Annotated in this window: 3 protein-coding genes and 1 pseudogene; 1 reads left to right on the top strand and 3 read right to left on the bottom strand. The window is 62.0% G+C overall.

What is annotated here, in order from left to right:
* Positions 1–52 precede the first annotated feature (52 nt).
* Positions 53–495 (top strand): annotated as a pseudogene (locus QA646_RS19665) (IS630 family transposase); the annotation flags it as partial.
* On the opposite strand, the gene QA646_RS19660 reads toward QA646_RS19665, so the two are convergent.
* The 3 genes from QA646_RS19660 to QA646_RS19650 form a co-directional block, all read right to left on the bottom strand.
* A complete protein-coding gene (locus QA646_RS19660; protein WP_283059934.1) occupies positions 456–716 on the bottom strand; it encodes a hypothetical protein in 261 nt (86 codons plus the stop codon). The pseudogene QA646_RS19665 and the gene QA646_RS19660 sit on opposite strands and share 40 nt — an antisense overlap.
* Before the next feature lie 115 nt (positions 717–831).
* The gene (locus QA646_RS19655; protein ID WP_283059933.1) at positions 832–1488 is read right to left on the bottom strand and encodes an Imm52 family immunity protein; all 657 of its coding nucleotides are present in this window, start codon (positions 1486–1488) and stop codon (positions 832–834) included.
* A gap of 10 nt (positions 1489–1498) precedes the next feature.
* On the bottom strand, positions 1499–16903 hold the full coding sequence (locus QA646_RS19650) for a hemagglutinin repeat-containing protein (protein ID WP_283059931.1): 15405 nt from the start codon (positions 16901–16903) through the stop codon (positions 1499–1501).
* Between the last annotated feature and the right edge of the window lie 267 nt (positions 16904–17170).

The raw sequence follows: 17170 nt of genomic DNA, 5'->3' as shown, positions 1-17170 counted from the left end.
CCGTCCTTTGATGGGCCGGACTCTAATGCAATCTGGAGGAAATTACCCGTGGCAGGTCAGTGGTTTTGCTCCGCATGGCCATTGGCGCACATTGACTTTCATCGGCGCGCTCGGGCCGATTGTCTCACCGCACCCTGCGTCTTCGACGGCCCGATCAATGGCCAATGTTTCAAGGCCTATGTCGAGCAACAACTCGTCCCGACGCTGCGACCAGGCGACATCGTCATCATGGACAATCTGGGTAGCCACAAATCCGCGCAGATACGCCAGTTGATCAAGGCCGCCGGCGCAAGGCTCTGGTTTCTGCCGCCTTATTCACCTGACCTCAATCCAATCGAACAGGCCTTCGCCAAGATCAAGCATTGGATGCGAAAAGCGCAAAAGCGCACCGTCGACGACACCTGGCGATATCTCGGCTCACTCGTCCAGACAATCGGTCCACACGAGTGCACCAACTATCTTGTCAATGCCGGATACGCTTCAAATAAAACATGAAATGCTCTAATGTCGACCGTGGTATTCTCGACGCCGGCGGAGATGATGTTGACCGAACCGCTCGCGGATGTGACGGAGAGATCGCCGCCGACCTTGGCGGAACTGGCGATGACGTTGACGCCATTCGTCCCGGCGATGCCGAGATTGCCGCCGGTCGCGACCGTGGTGCCGACGAGCGTTTGCACGCCGCCATTGTCCTGTTTGACGGCGCCGAGCGTCACGGTCTGGCCGGAAAGCTGCGCTGAGCCGCCGGCCGCAATCTTGGTGCCGGAACCGTGGAGCCAGTCCGGCGGAGCAAATCTTTTTCTGGTCCCGATAAGGTCAGGCGGACGCGGCTCAATCCGCAGGCGATAACGAGTGACTCAAAAATACGCGACCGTGATTGAGCTCGTAAATTGCATCTCCCGTCCTCGCTTGAAAGGAAGGCACCAACGGCTTTTGTAAATAAAGGGCTATGTCTAAAAATGGCTGCCAAGATTGGCCCTTTGCTTGAGCTTTATCAACTTCTTCTCCGTTGCGGCTGAATGAAGTCAATATAAACCGTTCTGGTTCCCAAGCCTCGGCAAACGATCTCGCAAGAGCCAACACGCCCTTTCCAGAGGTGAGATCAAAGCTGCGGGGAAGACTCAAAACAACGGCATTTGACATGCCGCTCACATCATAAACGCCACACCTAACCGAAAGGGATGCTTCATCCGAGCCGGCTTGACCATTCCATAATCCGATTCCGTATCCTAGTTCTTCGATGACGGAACGATCCATGTCCCGCCTGCTGCGTCCATTCTCCAAAAGTGCGCGCATATCATTGCTATCCTCGGCGGAAATCACTTTTTGCGCGAGTGCTGCCTTTCGGCTCTTGGCCTTCTTGCGCCAGCCGCGAAGCGTATCCGAGATGCCCGCGAGGTCGCTGAGGAAGTATGTCGCGCGTTCAGCACACCCTTCGAGAGTTTCCCTACGAGAAGGCCAGTAAGCGGCGGCAAAATAACTCTCCAATACATAGCTCCTATAGCGGTGGTATGAAGTTGACTGTGATACCCGTTATGTTGTTTGCTTTCAGCAAATTTTGAATTGCAGTGGCCGCGCTAGATTCCGCTACGCTCCAAGTGACAGGATTCCCGCCGGCCGCAGCTGTCTGCCGTTGGGCTTGACTAATAAGGTCATCTGCTCCCGAAAACCACGATTTGAAACTCCCGGTGGCTTTGTCCACAAATGTTGCATAGCCAGGTCCCTTCGCCTCGAGCAAAGTGCCACTGGCACTCACACCGTCAAATTTTACGCCATTTACAATGTATACCCTTCCGGTGGTTCCGGTAATCTGCGCCTGGTACGCTTGTGCCCGCGGTGACATCGCTTCAGTAACCACAGTCCAACTTCCTGAAGGGCTATTTGTAGGCGTGTCTGCAATTTGCCCTGGCGAGTTTCCTCCCTTCGATCCAGGGCTTCCCGCGCCTTCACCAATAATGCTCCTGGCGCTACCGGTGCCGCCCCACGCAATCACCCCACCAATGACCGGATCGCGAATGATGCTGGCGATCTGATCCTTTGAACCGGTCAGAAGAGCTTTGGCGGCATCACTCTTCAGTTTGGAGGCTTCGTCCTTGAAATCCTGACCGTTTTGGGCATCGCTGCTGTCGGCATATTGCCATGCCTTCAGGAACACCATATGCCGTTCGAGGAGCGACATCTCATCGCCCTCGCCATCTCCCGTCAGGGCGGCATCAAGATACTCTGCAGCCGCAATTCGAAGATCGGTACGAGCCTTGACACATAAGGCCGAGGAATTGCCAACGCAGCTATCAAGCCTCTCGTCGCGGCTGATTGTAAGGGCCTGAAGCTCCTTAACTCGACTGCAGGCCGGGGATTCGGAGTCTTTGGGGCTGCAGTCCGCCAATGCCCGGGCAAGTTCCTGCCGCTCCTTATGCGTCAGATAGTTGTAATTGACATTGTCGAGGGCGGCGGCGGCACCCGTTCCGCCACCGGCAACAGCGCCGATAGCCGCCGCCACCCATTGGGTAATGGCGCTTTTCTGCGTATCTGTGAGATTGGGATCGGCTTGCAAGACCTGTTGAAGCACGCCATTGGCGATTTCACTCAGGGCGCCGCTGAGAGCACCGGCACCAACGTTGCTGCCGGCTAGCTGCGAGACAATCGCGCCCACTGCAGCGTGCAGAGCAACCTTTTCGGGAGATCCTTCGGCAAAGCCGAGTCGCTCTGAAAGCTCACCAACCCCCATGTTGAGGAGCGCCGACAATGCCGCAGCGCTTTGCTGTTGGGCTTTCAGTTTGTCGATGTCGAAAGGATCAACTGTATTGTTCGCTTTGAAGGCATCGGTGTTAAGGTCGGACAGATCCTGCTGCTGGTTCGCCAGGTTCCAGTTGCCAGGCGTAATCGTCGCCAGCGTCTCGCCGTGATCGTCCTGCTTGGCGGGCTGGCCAACGACCGGGACTGGGATGCCGGCCCCGATCAGGCTGAAGCCGTAACTTGTCGAGGAGGCCCACATTGAGTTTTCGATATTGGAATAAAGAATCTGGTTGGCGGCCAGATCGTTGTTCATCGGATCGGCGGTTGAGCCGATAAACCCGCCGATGAGATCGATGCTGCCGTCGGTGTTGACGTGATAGCCGCCGGAACCTGCAAAGATGCCACTCTGCTGGGATACGTTGGCATAATCGCCCGTGATGGTGCCCTGATTGTAGCCGCCGCTAATGCCACCCGAACTGATGCCAAGTTGGGCACTCTTCGTCTTCTCGTCATAGGATGCGATGTCCTGGCGGCTCTCGATGACGATGCCATTGGTAGCACTGGCACTGACTCTGTTGCCAGACAGCACGCCGCCCCCCAGCGTCAGCGTGTCGCCGGAAACGATTGTGACCGCATTTATGCCGGTGACATTCGAATTGACCTGAGTGACCGAGCCGGCTGTCTCCTTGCCGGAGCTGTAGCTTGCGTCGGCGGTCGGGCCAGCGTTGAAGATGTTGTGGCTGGCATCGATACTCGCGGCAATTCCGACGCTCACACTGCCCGATTTGCTCCTGCTCTTACTATCGCTGGTGGCTTGGACGCTTTCGAGATCGACGTTTCCAGCCGCGGAAATCAGCACGCTTCCGTTATCCGGATCGGTGGAAAGACTTGGTGTCTTGCCATCCTTGCCCATGCCCGCGCTGATCTGCACGCCGCGGCCAACCACGGCACCGGATTGGGCGACGATGGTCACCGAGCTGCCGCGGATCTCGGGTGGAACGGGGATTGAGGTCGTTGACTGCGAGGAACTTTCACTGAAGCTGTAGCCTGCCGTCAGTGAAATCCCGGCGATAGCTGGCTTGAGGCCGGTCTCTGGATTCGGCTTCGCGCCAATGGCGGCCATCGTCGACGATATCGCCTGATAACCCTTGACTCCGGCCAGCACCGCCGGGGCGATACCGTAGATACCGTTATTCCCGGAAAGCAGACTACCTGCTTGCATCGCTTGCTGGCCCGCTGAAATCAGCGACGACTGGACCGTCAGGCTGACACCCGCAAAGCTCTTCTTCTGCATCTCGGAGGCATTTGTGACGTCGTTACTCAAGAGCATGTTGACGTCATCGCCTGCGATCAGACCGATCGCGCCTGCGGCCATGATCTTTCCGGACTGGTCATTGATGTTGCGGTTGGCAGCGATGGTAATGCTGCCGTCGCTGTCGAGCGAGCTGACCGCTTTGATATTGGCATCCTTCGACCGTTTCTCTTCCGAGGTGCCGACGCCAATGCCGACCGAGACGCTGCCGCTGCCGACGGAGAAATCGATGCCGAAGCCGGAGCGCTTGGTCTGACTGGAGGAAGACTGTTCTTCTGCGCCCGGTGCGATGTTGACGTCGCGCGCCGACGAAATCACCGTGCCGTCGCCGGAATGCGATGACGAGCCGAAGATGTTGACGTCGCCTTGCGTCGAGGTGATCGTCGTCGTGCCGCCCGACGAAAGCGTCGAGCCTATATTGTCAGTCTCACTCTGACTTCTCTTCGAATCCTTCGATCCATAGATCGAGATGAACCCGCCACCGGACCCCACGCCGATGCCGGACTTCTTGGTCTGCTTGTCGCTCTCGTGCTCCTCCTCTGCCCCCATGATGGTAACGGTCGAGCCGGAGAGGCTGAGATTGTCGCCGGCGGCGATATTGGAGCCGGAGACGACGGTCTCACCGCCGGCAGCGACGTTGATGTTGCCGGATGCCGAGATGGAGGAGCCGACGGTATCTTCGTCATAGGTGTGGGTGTGGGTCTTGGATGAAGACAGGAAGCCGCTGGACTTGCTGTCGGAGGTGGTCTCGTCCGTATCCTTGCCGGAGGCGATGACGATGTTGCCGGCGGCACTGATATTGGCGTCCGCCGTATGGGTCGCATCGCCTGCCGTGACATCAGAGGCGGAGATCGTGACGTTGCCACCGGTGGACACGATGCTGACGCCGGTCTGGCCTGAGATCGACGAACCCTCAGCCGTCGTCGTCGCTTCGCTCGTCTTCTTCGAGCCCGACTTGCCGGAGGAAGAGGCGCTGTCGGTTGCTTCGCCGATGGTGATGTCACCCTTGGCAATAAGGGTTGTCGTGCCGCCCTTGGCAGCGATATCGGAGCCGATAACGCTGATGTTGCCAGTGTCGGCCTGGATATTCACTCCGCCGTTCTCGGAGGTAATCGAGGACCCATTGCTCGTGAGTGCGGTCGAGGACGACTGGCTGCCCTTATAGCCGTTGGAAGTGCCGGGTTTGGTTTTCGACTGGCTGGTGGTCTGATCCTCAGACGCCGTGATCGCGATGTTGCCGTTGGTCGAGACGATGCCGAGATTGCCCGTGGCATCGAGCGACGAGCCTGCGATCAAAACACCCTGGTTGCCCGACACCAGCATGGCGCCGCTGGCGGTGAGCGACGAACCAAGTTGCGTCTGGCTGGTGGTCTTGAGGGTCGTGCCACGGCTGATGTCGACCGTGGTGTTCTGGACGCCGGCGGAGATGATGTTGACCGAACCGCTTGTAGATGTGACGGAGAGGTCGCCGCCGACCTTGGCGGAGCTGGCGATGATGTTGACGCCGCTCGCGCCGGCGACGGTGAGATTGCCGCCGGTCGTCACCGTGGTGCCGACGAGCGTTTGCACGCCGCCATTGTCCTGTTTGATGGCGCCGAGCGTCACGGTTTGGCCGGAAAGCTGCGCCGAGCCGCCGGCCGCCACCTTGGTGCCGGAAAGCGTCAGGCTGCTGGCGCCGGCATCCACCTTCAGATTGCCGCCGGCGGTGATCCCGCCACTAGATGCGACGACCGTCTGGCCGCCGATGTTCATCGTCTGGGCGGCGAGCGTGATGCCGTTGGCGGCATTGAGGTTCATGTTGCCGCCGGCGAGGAAGACGCCGCCATTGGCCTTGATGTCGGTGGCGTTGATGGTCATGCCGTCGGCGGCGGCGATGGCGCCGGAATTATTGACGGAGCCGGCATCGATGCTGACCGTGTTGCCGGCGATGACGGCGGCTGAACCGTTGACCTTCGCGCGGTCTGCGGCGGAGAGATAGACGACCGGCACGAGCACCTGTGCGCCGTCGATGATCTCGGCCTGATAGATGACGATCGACTGGGTGAGCGATGCCGCCTGTTCCGGCGTGAGCGCCTGGCCAAGGGAAAGGCCGTGGGCCTCGGCATAGGCCACACCATTGTCGAGCAGCGTCTTCATCTGCTCGGTGGCGTTGTTGCCGGGGATGAAGGAGCCGGCGCCGAGACCATCGCCGACCAGTTGCCGCATCTGCTCGTCGATGAACTGATTGTCGAAATAGGCGTCACCGAGGAACGGAACTTTCGTCTCGGGCGTGTAGCCGATGCGGTCGATGAAGTAAGCCGAGCCGTAGAAGGTCGAGACGTCAAGGAAAGCTGCCCGCGTCTCGAACAGGAAGACCTGGCCTGGAACCGTGCCGCCGACGCCACCGGACTGCGGCTTGGCAACCGAGGCGAGCTGAGCGCCGTTTACCTGCAGGATTTGGGCGAGATTGCCGCTATTGCCGATGGCAGCGGTGAGCTTGCCCATCAGGCTGTTGGGATTGACCGAGGCGTTGCCTGCCGTCAGGCCGTTGCCGCTGATTGCCGTACCGCCGGCTGCCGTCACGCCGTTGCCACTGATCGAAGGCCCGCTCGCTGCTGTGACGCCGGTACCGCTGACAGATGTACCGCCGGCGGTCGTTAGGCCATTGCCGCTGACCGAAGCACCGCCAGCCGCTGTCAAACTGCTGCCGCTGATTATGGCGCCTGTAGCAGCCATCACGCCGTTGCCGCTAACCGAGGCGCTGCCATTGACCGACAAACTGCCGCCGCTGATCGAGGCGCTTCCTGCCGTCAGGGTGGTGCCGCTGATTGCCGGGCCGCCGCCGATCGTCGTGCTGGTGCTTGCCAGCGACGGGCCGCTGCTAAGGCTGGCACCGCCATTGGCGGCGACATTGGCAAGGGTGGCGTTGACGTTGAACAAGGCACCGCCGGCGGTCATGCTGTTCAGTGCGCCGAGCGGATTGTTGGTCGTCGCAGGTGCGTCGATTGCCACCTGACCCGCGATCGATCCGTTGGCGGCAACGTTGTTGACCGCACCGCCACCGTTGATGGTGAGAGCGCCGCGTGCCTCGATAACGCCGGAGATCGCCCCCGTCGCTGCAACGCCGGTGACAGTCGTGCCGGGGTTCAGATCCTTCGAGGGATCGCGCGTGCCGTTGGGATTGGGCTGATAGGTCGTGCTGGTGAATTCGAGGCATCCCCGGTTGGGTCCACTGCAGTTCAGCGTCGTCGTCTCAACCGTCTCATCCGGGTAATACTGGCAAGGCGTCGAGCTGTTACAGGTTACCTCGGTAATGCGGTTGAGGGTGGCTCCGTCATTGGTCAGCGTGCCCGCGACGGTGAGCAGCATGTTGCTGTCGGTCTCGATCGAGCTGTAGGCGTTCGTGAGGTTGGTTGCGTCAATCGTGAGAGGGCCACCCGCTCGGATCTTGGCTGCGGGGCCGGCTGAGCTGATGAGCCTGTCCTCGTCGACGAACTGGTGAACAAGGGTAGTCGTGGTGCCGTCACCATCGATGAGGTCATAGGCGTGCAGGATATCGTCGGATATCTGCACATTGCGCTGGATCGTCGGTCCGGAGGTCGTGGTGTTGGTCAACCCGTTAGTCAGGATCGACATGCTCCCGCCGGACTGGATGAGGCCGGCGGAGTTGACGACGGCACCATTGCGTCCGCTGCCGCCCGGCCCGGCGATAGCAAGGCCGTTGCCGGACAGGATCGCGCCTTGGTCATTGGTGAGCACGCCACCGACGAAGAGGTTGGCGTTGTAGCCCGAGAAGACGAGGCCGGAGGGGCTGTTGTAGAAATCTCCTGCAATGTTGAAGGTGAGATTGTTGCCGGCAGCAAGCTGACCGGTGTTGGCCAGCGACGGCAGGCTGAGCGTCAGGTCGTGCGCGGCCAGCAGCGAGGTGCCGGCCGTCGTCGTAAGGCCCGCGGCGGAGATGGCGATATCGCCGGAACCGCCGGCATTGGTAACGGTGCTGATATCGGCATTGGAGAGGTCGGCATTGCCGGAAAGGTTGAGCCCCAAGCCGCCGAAGACGAGATTGCTGCCGGAAAGATTGGCCGACGAGGCATTGACGATCAGCGTGCCGCCGCTGGCAATCAGGCTGCCCCTGCTGCCGGAGAGATCAAGAACTCCGGTGTTGAGCGTCAGATTGCCGCCGACGCGGGTGGTGCTGGTATAGCTGATAGCGCCGGGGGCAGTCAGCGTGGCATTGCCGAGGCTCTGCAGGCTGGCATAGCCGATGTTCTGCGTTGCCGTGGCGGCCAAATTGCCGCCGGAGAGCAGCGCATTGGCGTTGATGCTGCCGCTGGCGGCGGCAAGCGTCATTGTGCCGGTGCGCTGCAGCATCAGGCTGCCGCCGGACGCCGCACTGGTGGCGGCAAAGTCGACGCCGGAAACCAGCGTATCGATCGTCATCGAGCGGGCGGACAAAGTGGCGTTGCGCGCCGCAAGCGACTGGCCGGCGAGGGTAATCGCATTGCCGGCGGTCATCGTCAGGTCGCCATGGGCGACGGCATTCGCGCTGACATTGTTGGCCGCAGTGGCTGCGATGCTGCCGGCCGTCATCAGGCTGTTGACGGCTATGCTGCCGGAGGTGGCCCTCAAGGTGAGATCACCCGTCTGGCCAAGGACGATGTTGCCGGTGGCCGATTGGCTGGTCGCGGCAAAATCGACGCCGGCGACGATGACATTGCCGCTGATGCTCGATCCGGTGATCGAGACGTTGCTTCCGCCAAGAAGCTGACCATTGATCGCAACCGCGCCGGGACTGCTGGACGAACCGATCGAGACCGCGCCGTGGCTGGTGATGTTGCCGCCGGTAAAGGCGCTCGCCACCACATCGAGGCTGCCTGCGACGATCAGCGTGTTGGCTGTGGCGCTTGCTGCGGTGATGTCGAGATTGCCACCGGATCCGAGAGCTATGGCGCCGTTGGATGATTGCGCGGTGGCGGCGAAGTCGACGCCGGTGACGGCCTGGCCCAGATGCACTGTCTGGCCGGAGAGCGCGGCGTCGTCGGCTGCAAGGAGTTGGCCGGTGACATTGACGCTGTTGCTGCCGGCAAAGGTGGCGTCGCCATGCGCGGTGACGGCACCGGCTGCAATGGTTGAAGCAGCGGCGTCGATATCACCGGCCGACAGCATGGTCGACGTTGCAATACCGGCCGAGGCGGTAAGCTGCATGTCACCGGACGATGCCAGCACTATGCTGCCGCTGGCGGCATTGGTGGCGGTGAAATCGATGCCGGAGATCAGGGTTGGGGCGCTGATGCTGCCGCCGGTGATTGAAAGGTTGCCAGCGGCAAGCACCTGGTTGCTGATGTCGAGATTGCCGCTAGCGGTGATCGCCACTTTGCCGTGGCTGGTGATGCTGTCGGCCGTAAGATTGCCAGCTCGTGCGGCAAAGTCGCCGGCCGACAGCATGGTTTGCGAGACGATATCGCCGGTCGCGGTGAGGCCCATGGCGCCGGATTGCGCCAGCACGATATTGCCGCCGGCGACAGTGGTGGGGGCAAAGTCGATGCCGGAGATCAGCACCGGCGCTTTGATGCTGCCGCCATTGAGCGTCAGGTCGCCGGCGGCGAGAATTTGGCTGGTGACATCGACGTTGCCGACCACATCGACCTTGCCATGGCTGGTGATGCTGCCCGCCTGGAGACCGGTCGCCGTTGCCGTTAAATCGCCCGCCGACAGGATGGTGCCGGCCACGGCATTGCCGGAGAGGGTCAGGTCCATGGCGCCGGACGATCCCAGGACGACATTGCCGCCGGAGGCCGCGGTCGCGGTGAAATCGACGCCGGAGACGAGAAGGCCGGCATTGAGGCTGGCGCCGTCGATCGCAAGGTTACCGGCCGACAACACCTGGCCGCTGACATCGACGCGACCGGTTCCGATCGCCGTGCCGCTGGCCGTGAGATCGACGGCGCCATGGCCGGTGATGCTGCTTGCCGTCAGGTTGAGCGCTTGCGCGGTGAGATTGCCCGCCGATAGCAAGGTGCCGACGGCGAGATCGCCTGTCGAGGCGAGCTGCACGTCGCCACTTGACGTCTGGACGATATTGCCGCCCGCGATAGCCGTTGCGGCGAAATCGACGCCGGAGACGATGGCACCGGCGGAAATGCCCGAGCCGGAGATGCCGATATCGCCGCCGCCGAGGATTTGGCCGGTGACGTCCACAAGACCGCTTCCGGTCGTCTTACCGGAAATGGCAATGTTTTTATGCCCGGTGATCGCATCGGCGGTAATCGTCGCCGCATTGATGTCGATCGTACCCGCCGCCTGCACGGTGGATGCGGCCGCGGCGCCGCTGACTGCGACCGTCAGGTCGCCGCTCGATCCGAGCAGAATGTCGCCGCCGGAGGCATTGGAGGCATCGAAGTCGATGCCGGCAACGACGGTCTGAGCCGACAGGCTCTGGCCGGTGATGAGGACATTGCCGGAGCCGAGGATCTGACCGCTGATGGCCGTGGCGCCATCGAGCGCAACGTTGCGATGGGCTGTGACCGCATCGGCAGTGATTGTCGAACCAGCCACGCTGAGACCACTGGCCGAGAGCAGCGTGCCGGCATTGATAGTACCGGTCGAGGCAAGCGTCAGGTCACCGCTGTTGGCGAGTGCGATATTGCCTCCAGCCGCAGCCGTCGCCGCAAAGTCGACGCCGGAAACGAGTGCGCCGGCCGTGATGCTGGAACCGGAGATGCCGATGTCGCCACCGCCGAGGATTTGGCCGCTGACATCTGTAGCACCGGAAATGGCAATGTTTTTATGCCCGGTGATCGCATCGGCGGTAACGGAAGCTGCAGTAACGTCGATTGCGCCGGCGGCTTGGATAGTCGAGGCCGCCGCGCCGCCACTGATCGACACCGTCAGATCGCCGCCTTGACCAAGCACGACATTGCCGCCGGCGGCATCGGTAGCGTCGAAATCGATGCCGGCAATAAGAGTCTGCGCGGATAGGCTTTGGCCGGTGATCGAGATATTGTCGGCACCAAGAATTTGACCGCTAACGCTGATGCCGCCCCCGAGCATCACGTCGCCATGCGCCGTGACGGCATCGGCGGTGACGGTGGTGCCGCTGGCACTGAGATCGCCGGCCGACAGCAATGTACCGGCGTCTATATTGCCAGTCGAGGCAAGCGTCACGTCACCACTGCTGGCGAGCGCGATATCGCCGCCGCCAGCGGCAGTCGCGGTGAAGTCAACGCCGGAGACAACCGTTTCAGCCTTGATGCTGGAGCCGGAGATGCTGACGTCGCCGGCGCCAAGGATTTGGGCGTTGACGTCAACGCGACCGCTTCCGGCTGTCGCGCCAGAAAGGGTGATGTCCTTATGCCCGGTAACTGCGTCGGCGGTAATGCTTGCGCCGTTGATGTCGATCGTACCAGCGGCCTGTATCGTCGAGGCTGCTACCGCATCACTGACCGAGACTGAAAGGTCGCCGCTTTGACCAAGCACGATATTGCCGCCGGCGGCATCGGTGGCGTCAAAGTCGATGCCTGCGACAAGGGTCTGCGTGGAAAGACTCTGGCCGGTAATCAACACATTACTGGAGCCGAGGATTTGGTCAGCAATACTGATCGCGCCGCCGAGCGTGATATCGCCATGCGCCGTCACGCTGTCCGCTGTGATGGTCGAACCAGTCGCACTGAGATCGCCGGCCGACAGCAGCGTGCCGGCGTTGATATTGCCGGTTGAGGCAAGCGTAACGTCGCCGCTGCTGGCGAGCACGATGTTGCCGCCGCCGGCGGCAGTCGCGGCGAAGTCGACACCAGAGACGACTGTGCCAGCCTTGATGCTGGAGCCGGAGATGTTGATATCATTGCCGCCAAGGATTTGACCATTGATGGTGGTCGCGCCAGAGAGCGTGACGTCCTTATGGCCGGTGATAGCATCGGCTGTGATGGTCGCTGCGCTGGCATCGATCGCACCGGCGGCCTGCACGGTCGGTACCGCCATGCCGCCGCTGACCGCGACGGTCAGGTCACCTGCCTGGCCAAGCACGATATTGCCGCCAGCCGCATTGGTGGCGTCAAAGTCGATGCCGGAGACGAGGGTATGAGCCGTCAGGCTTTGGCCGGTGATCAGGACATTGCCGGCGCCGAGAATCTGATTTGTAACGCTGATCGCACCGCCGAGCGTCATATCGCCATGGGCGATGACGCTGTCTGCCGTGATAGTCGCGCCGGTAGCACTGAGATCGCCGGCCGACAACAGCGTGCCGGCAGTGACGCTGCCGCTTGAGACGAGACTCAGATCGCCGCTGCCCGCCAGTACGATATTGCCAGTGGCCGCAGCAGTTGCCGCGAAATCGACGCCCGAAACCACAGCACCGGCGGCGATGCCGGAGCCGGAGATGCTGACGTCGTTGCCGCCGAGAACCTGGCTGCTGACATCTGTCGTGCCGGAAAGCGTGATGTTCCTGTGGCCAGTGATGGCATCGGCGGTGATGGTGGCAGCGTTGGCGTCGATGCTGCCGGCGGCCTGTATGGTCGAGGCGGCTACCGCGCCGCTCAACGAGACCGAGAGGTCACCGGCCTGGCCTAACACGATATTGCCGCTGGCCGCATTGGTGGCGTCAAAGTCGATGCCGGCAACGAGAGTCTGAGCCGCCAGGCTCTGACCGGTGATCAGCACATTGCCGGCGCCGAGAATCTGATCTGTGACGCTGATCGCGCCGCCGAGCATGATATCGCCATGTGCGCTGACGCTGTCCGCCGTGATGGTCGCGCCGGTAGCATGGAGATTGCTGGCTGACAACAGCGTGCCGACGCTCAGCGCGCCGGAGGCGGTCAGTGTCAGATCGCCGCTGCCGGTGAGCACGATGCCGCCGCCGGACGCAGCCGTCGCGGCGAAATCGACGCCGGAAACGACAGCACCGGCAACAATGCTCGCGCCGGAAATGCTGACGTCGTTGCCGCCGAGAACCTGACTGCTGACATCTGTCGTGCCGGAAAGCGTGATGTTCCTGTGGCCCGTGATGGCCTCGGCGGTGATGGTCGAACCGCTGGCATCTATGTTGCCGGCCGCCTGCATGGTCGAAGCGGCCACCGCGCCGGCGACAGAGACCGTCAGGTCGCCGGCCTGGCCGAGCACGATATTGCCGCCGGCGGCATCGGTAGCACCGAAGTCGAGGCCGGCTACAAGAGTCTGCGCTGACAGGCTCTCGCCGGTGATCAGCACATTTCCGCCGCCGAGGATCTGGTCAGTAATGGCGATGGCACCGCCGAGCGCCATGTCGCCATGCGCGATAATCGCATCTGCAGTCAGGGTAGTGCCGGCTGCTGAAAGGACGCCAGCCGATTGCAGTGTTCCGGCGTCGATTACTCCGCTTGAGGCGAGCGTCAGATTGCCGCTAGTCGTCTGGACGATGCTGCCATTGGCGGCTGCCGTCGCGGCGAAATCGACACCGGAAACAATGGCGCCGGCGGCGATGCCGGAACCCGATATGTTGATGTCGCCGCCGCCAAGGACTTGACTGTTGACATTCACGCGGCCGCTCGCGGCCGTCGTACCGGTAGCGCCGGAAAGCGTGATGTTCGTGTGGCCCGTGACAGCATCCGCAGTGATGGTGCCACCGCCCGCATCGAGGGTGCCGGCCGCCTGGATGGTTGACGCGGCCATCGCACCGCTGACCGACACTGTGAGATCGCCGGCCTGGCCAAGCACGATATTGCCGCCCGCGGCATCGGTGGCGTCGAAGTCGAGACCCGCGACAAGGGTCTGGGCGGCCAAGCTCTGGCCGGTGATCAGCACGTTGCCCGCGCCGAGAATCTGATCCGCGACGTTGATGACGCCGCCGAGCGTCATCTCGCCATGGGCCGAAATATTGTCGGCTGTGATGGCCGCGGCGCTGGCATTAAGATCGCCCGCCGAGAGCAACGTTCCAGCATCGATATTGCCGGTCGAGGCAAGCGTCAGGTCGCCGCTGCTGGCGAGCACGATGCCGCCAGAAGCAGCCGTCGCGCCGAAATCAACCCCGGAAACGATAGCGTCGGCCTTGATACTTGAACCAGAGATGCCGACATCGCCGCCGCCGAGGACCTGGCCGCTGACATCGGTCGCACCGGAAAGCGTGATGTCCTTATGCCCGGTGATCGCGTCGGCGGTAACGGAGGCCGCACTGATGTCGATCGTACCAGCGGCCTGTATGGTCGATGCTGTGGATGCGCCGTTGGTTGAGACCGATAGATCGCCGCTCTGACCAAGCACGATATTGCCGCTGGCGGCACTAGTCGCATCAAAGTCGATGCCGGCAACGAAGGTCTGAGCGGAAAGGCTCTGGCCGGTGATCGATACGTTGCCAGCGCCGAGGATCTGGTCGGTAACGCTGATTGCGCCGCCGAGCGTCATGTCGCCATGGGCCGAGATGTCGTCGGCCGCAATGGTCGCGGCATTGGCATTGAGATCGCCTGACGACAGCAGCGTCCCGGCGCTGAGCGCGCCGGAGGCCGTCAATGTCAGATTGCCGGTCCCGGCTGCCGTTGTGCCAAGCACGATCCTGCCGCCGGCGGCATCGGTGGCGGTGATATCGACGCCGGAGACGATGGCGTCGGCCGCGATGCTAGAGCCGGTGATGCCGACATTGCCAGCGCCGAGGACCTTGCCGTTGATGTCCACGCGACCGTTGCCGGCCGTTGTGCTGGTAGCGCCAGCGAGCGTGATGTCCTTATGGCCGGTAATGTTGTCGGCGCTAATCGTCTGGCCGACGGCATCGATTGCGCCGGCTGTCAGGATGGTGCCGGCCTGGATGCCGCCGGCGCTGTCATTGATGGTCAGATCGCCACTACTCGCGAGCACTATATTGCCGCCGGCCGATTTGGTCGCGGCAAAGTCCACGCCGGAGGCGAGAAGATCGGCGCTGACGCCATTGGCGTTGCCGTTGATGGTGATCGCGCCGGCGCCGAGCAGTTGGCTGGCGACATCAACGCCGCCGTCGATGCCGACCTTGCCGTGGCTGGTGAGATTGTCGGTCTTCAGCAGCGCAGCCTCAGCCGTCAGATCGCCGGCCGACAGCAGCGTGCCGGCGGTGATGGTACCGGCGCCGGCAGTCAGATTGAGGGTGCCGGAGGAACCAAGAGCGATGCTGCCACCCGCCGCATCGGTGGCGGAGAAGTCGACGCCGGAGGCGATCGTCGCCGCCTGAATGCCTTGGCCATTGATGGAGACATCACCGGAGGCAAGGAGCTGGCCCGAAACGTTGGTGGCGGCATCGATGCCGACGGCACCATGCGCCGTGATCGTCTGGGCCGTCAGGGAAGTCGCATCGACTGTGATATTGCCGGAGGAGAGCAGGCTTGCGGCACTGACCGCACCGCCTGTTGCCATCAGTTGCAGGTCGGCGGCACTCGCCAGCACGGTCGTGCCACCTGCCTGGGTGGCGGCAATGTCGAGACCGGAAACGGTGGCGCCGGTCGATATCGACCGGCCGGTGGCGGTAATCGTACCTTGAGCAAAGACGGTGTCGGCAACGGCGATATCGAGGCCGGCATTGAGGCCGATATTGTTGTAGCTCAGGAGCGAGGCGGCCGTGATCGAACCGGAGGTCGCGGTGATCGACAGCGCACCCGTGCTGTTGGCCGCTCCCGTCAGGCCGATATTGCCGGCAGAGGCCGACAGCGTTGCTGGTCCGCCGGCCGTCACATTGGCAGCAGCAATGCCGCCGGCCGATGTCATTGCGAGATTGGCGGCGCTGTTGCTGTCACCCGCAACACTCAACAGGCCGCTGCCGCTCGACAGGGCAATATCATCGTCGGCCGCCACCGATTGCAGGGTGATCCCCTGATCGGCCTGAATGGCGACCTTTGCCTTCGAGGTCACCTTGGCGGCCGTCACCTTGTTCTTCGAGGTGATGGTGACACCCTGGCTGCCCGAGGCATTGCCGATCGAGATCTTGCCGTCGGCCGAGAGCGACAGTTCGCCGGCATTGGCGGCCATGTCGCCGCTCATATTGACGCCGGCACCCTTCTCGGTGACGACGATCTTGATGCGGTCGGCCTGCATGGCGCCGAGCGCGGTACCGTCGATGGCGTATTCCGGCGTGCCCGACGTGGCCGTCAGCGCCGTCGCCTCATCGGTCGCATAGTTGTATTGGCTCGCGCCGCCCGTCAGCCGGATGGTTTTGCCGTAGATCGCCGCATTGACGTGGATGTTGCGCGCAACGACATCGAATAGGTCAACCGAGCCAGGAGCGGCGGCGAAGTTGCCCCCTGCCCCTTCGAAGGTGACGTCGCCACCATTGACGGTGAAGCCGGTCAGGCTGCCGTCGGCGCCGATAGTAGGAACACCGGTCGTCAGCGTCGCATGCGGTGTATTGATGAAGCCGCAGCCATTGCAGGTTATTCCATTAGGATTTGCTATTATGACATCGGCCTTGGTGCCGAACACTTCCGTCGGGCCATTGAGCGCCGAGCGATTGCCGCTGGTGACTTCGTTGAGGATCACCGAAGCGGGGTTCGAGGCATTGAGGTTCGGATTGCCCGGCGTTACGCCGCCAAGGTTCGAGGTGCCTTGCTCGCCCTTGAAATTGTTGAGGATCGCGCCCTGGGTTCCGACATTGAAGTTGTCGTATTTGTTGTGTGACAGGCCGCTCGCATTCGGCGTGACGATGTCGACGAGCGGCACGCCGTTTGGAGCAGCACCGATGCTCGGCTGGTTGACAACAGGGGCGGTCGTGCTTGCCGAAATCGATTGAGCATTCGCAATCGCCGGCTGTAGAAATAGGAGGGCGCTGAGGGTGACGGCAAGCGATTGATGTCCGAGGCGCGCGAGACGGTGAATGACGTTGCCTGCGGGCGATCGCAAAGCGATCCGCTCTCTGAATGTCTTGCCGGAATCCTGCCTTGGATGTGCGCGCACGATACGTTCTTGCCCTTCTGAGGTCGGGCTACGTCGGCGGTTTCCGCCAAAAATGTAGCCTGCGTCTCACCTCGCCCGGGCCGCGTCATGCGGCACCATTTGAAGATTTTTCCTTGATGGACTTAGCCGCGAAGGTCAATTCATTACACGGATATGGAGAGCAGCCTTGAGGGAGTTCGCGTAAATTTGGTAAAGCCTGTGTGAATTTTACACTAATAACTATTGGTAACTCTGAGCCAAACACGCGTGCTGGATGATTTTTCCAAG

Origin of the sequence: Rhizobium sp. CB3090 (assembly GCF_029714285.1) — a bacterium.
Lineage (GTDB): Bacteria > Pseudomonadota > Alphaproteobacteria > Rhizobiales > Rhizobiaceae > Rhizobium.
The sequence above is the reverse complement of the archived record's forward strand: the minus strand, read 5'-3'. Positions and strand labels throughout refer to the sequence as shown.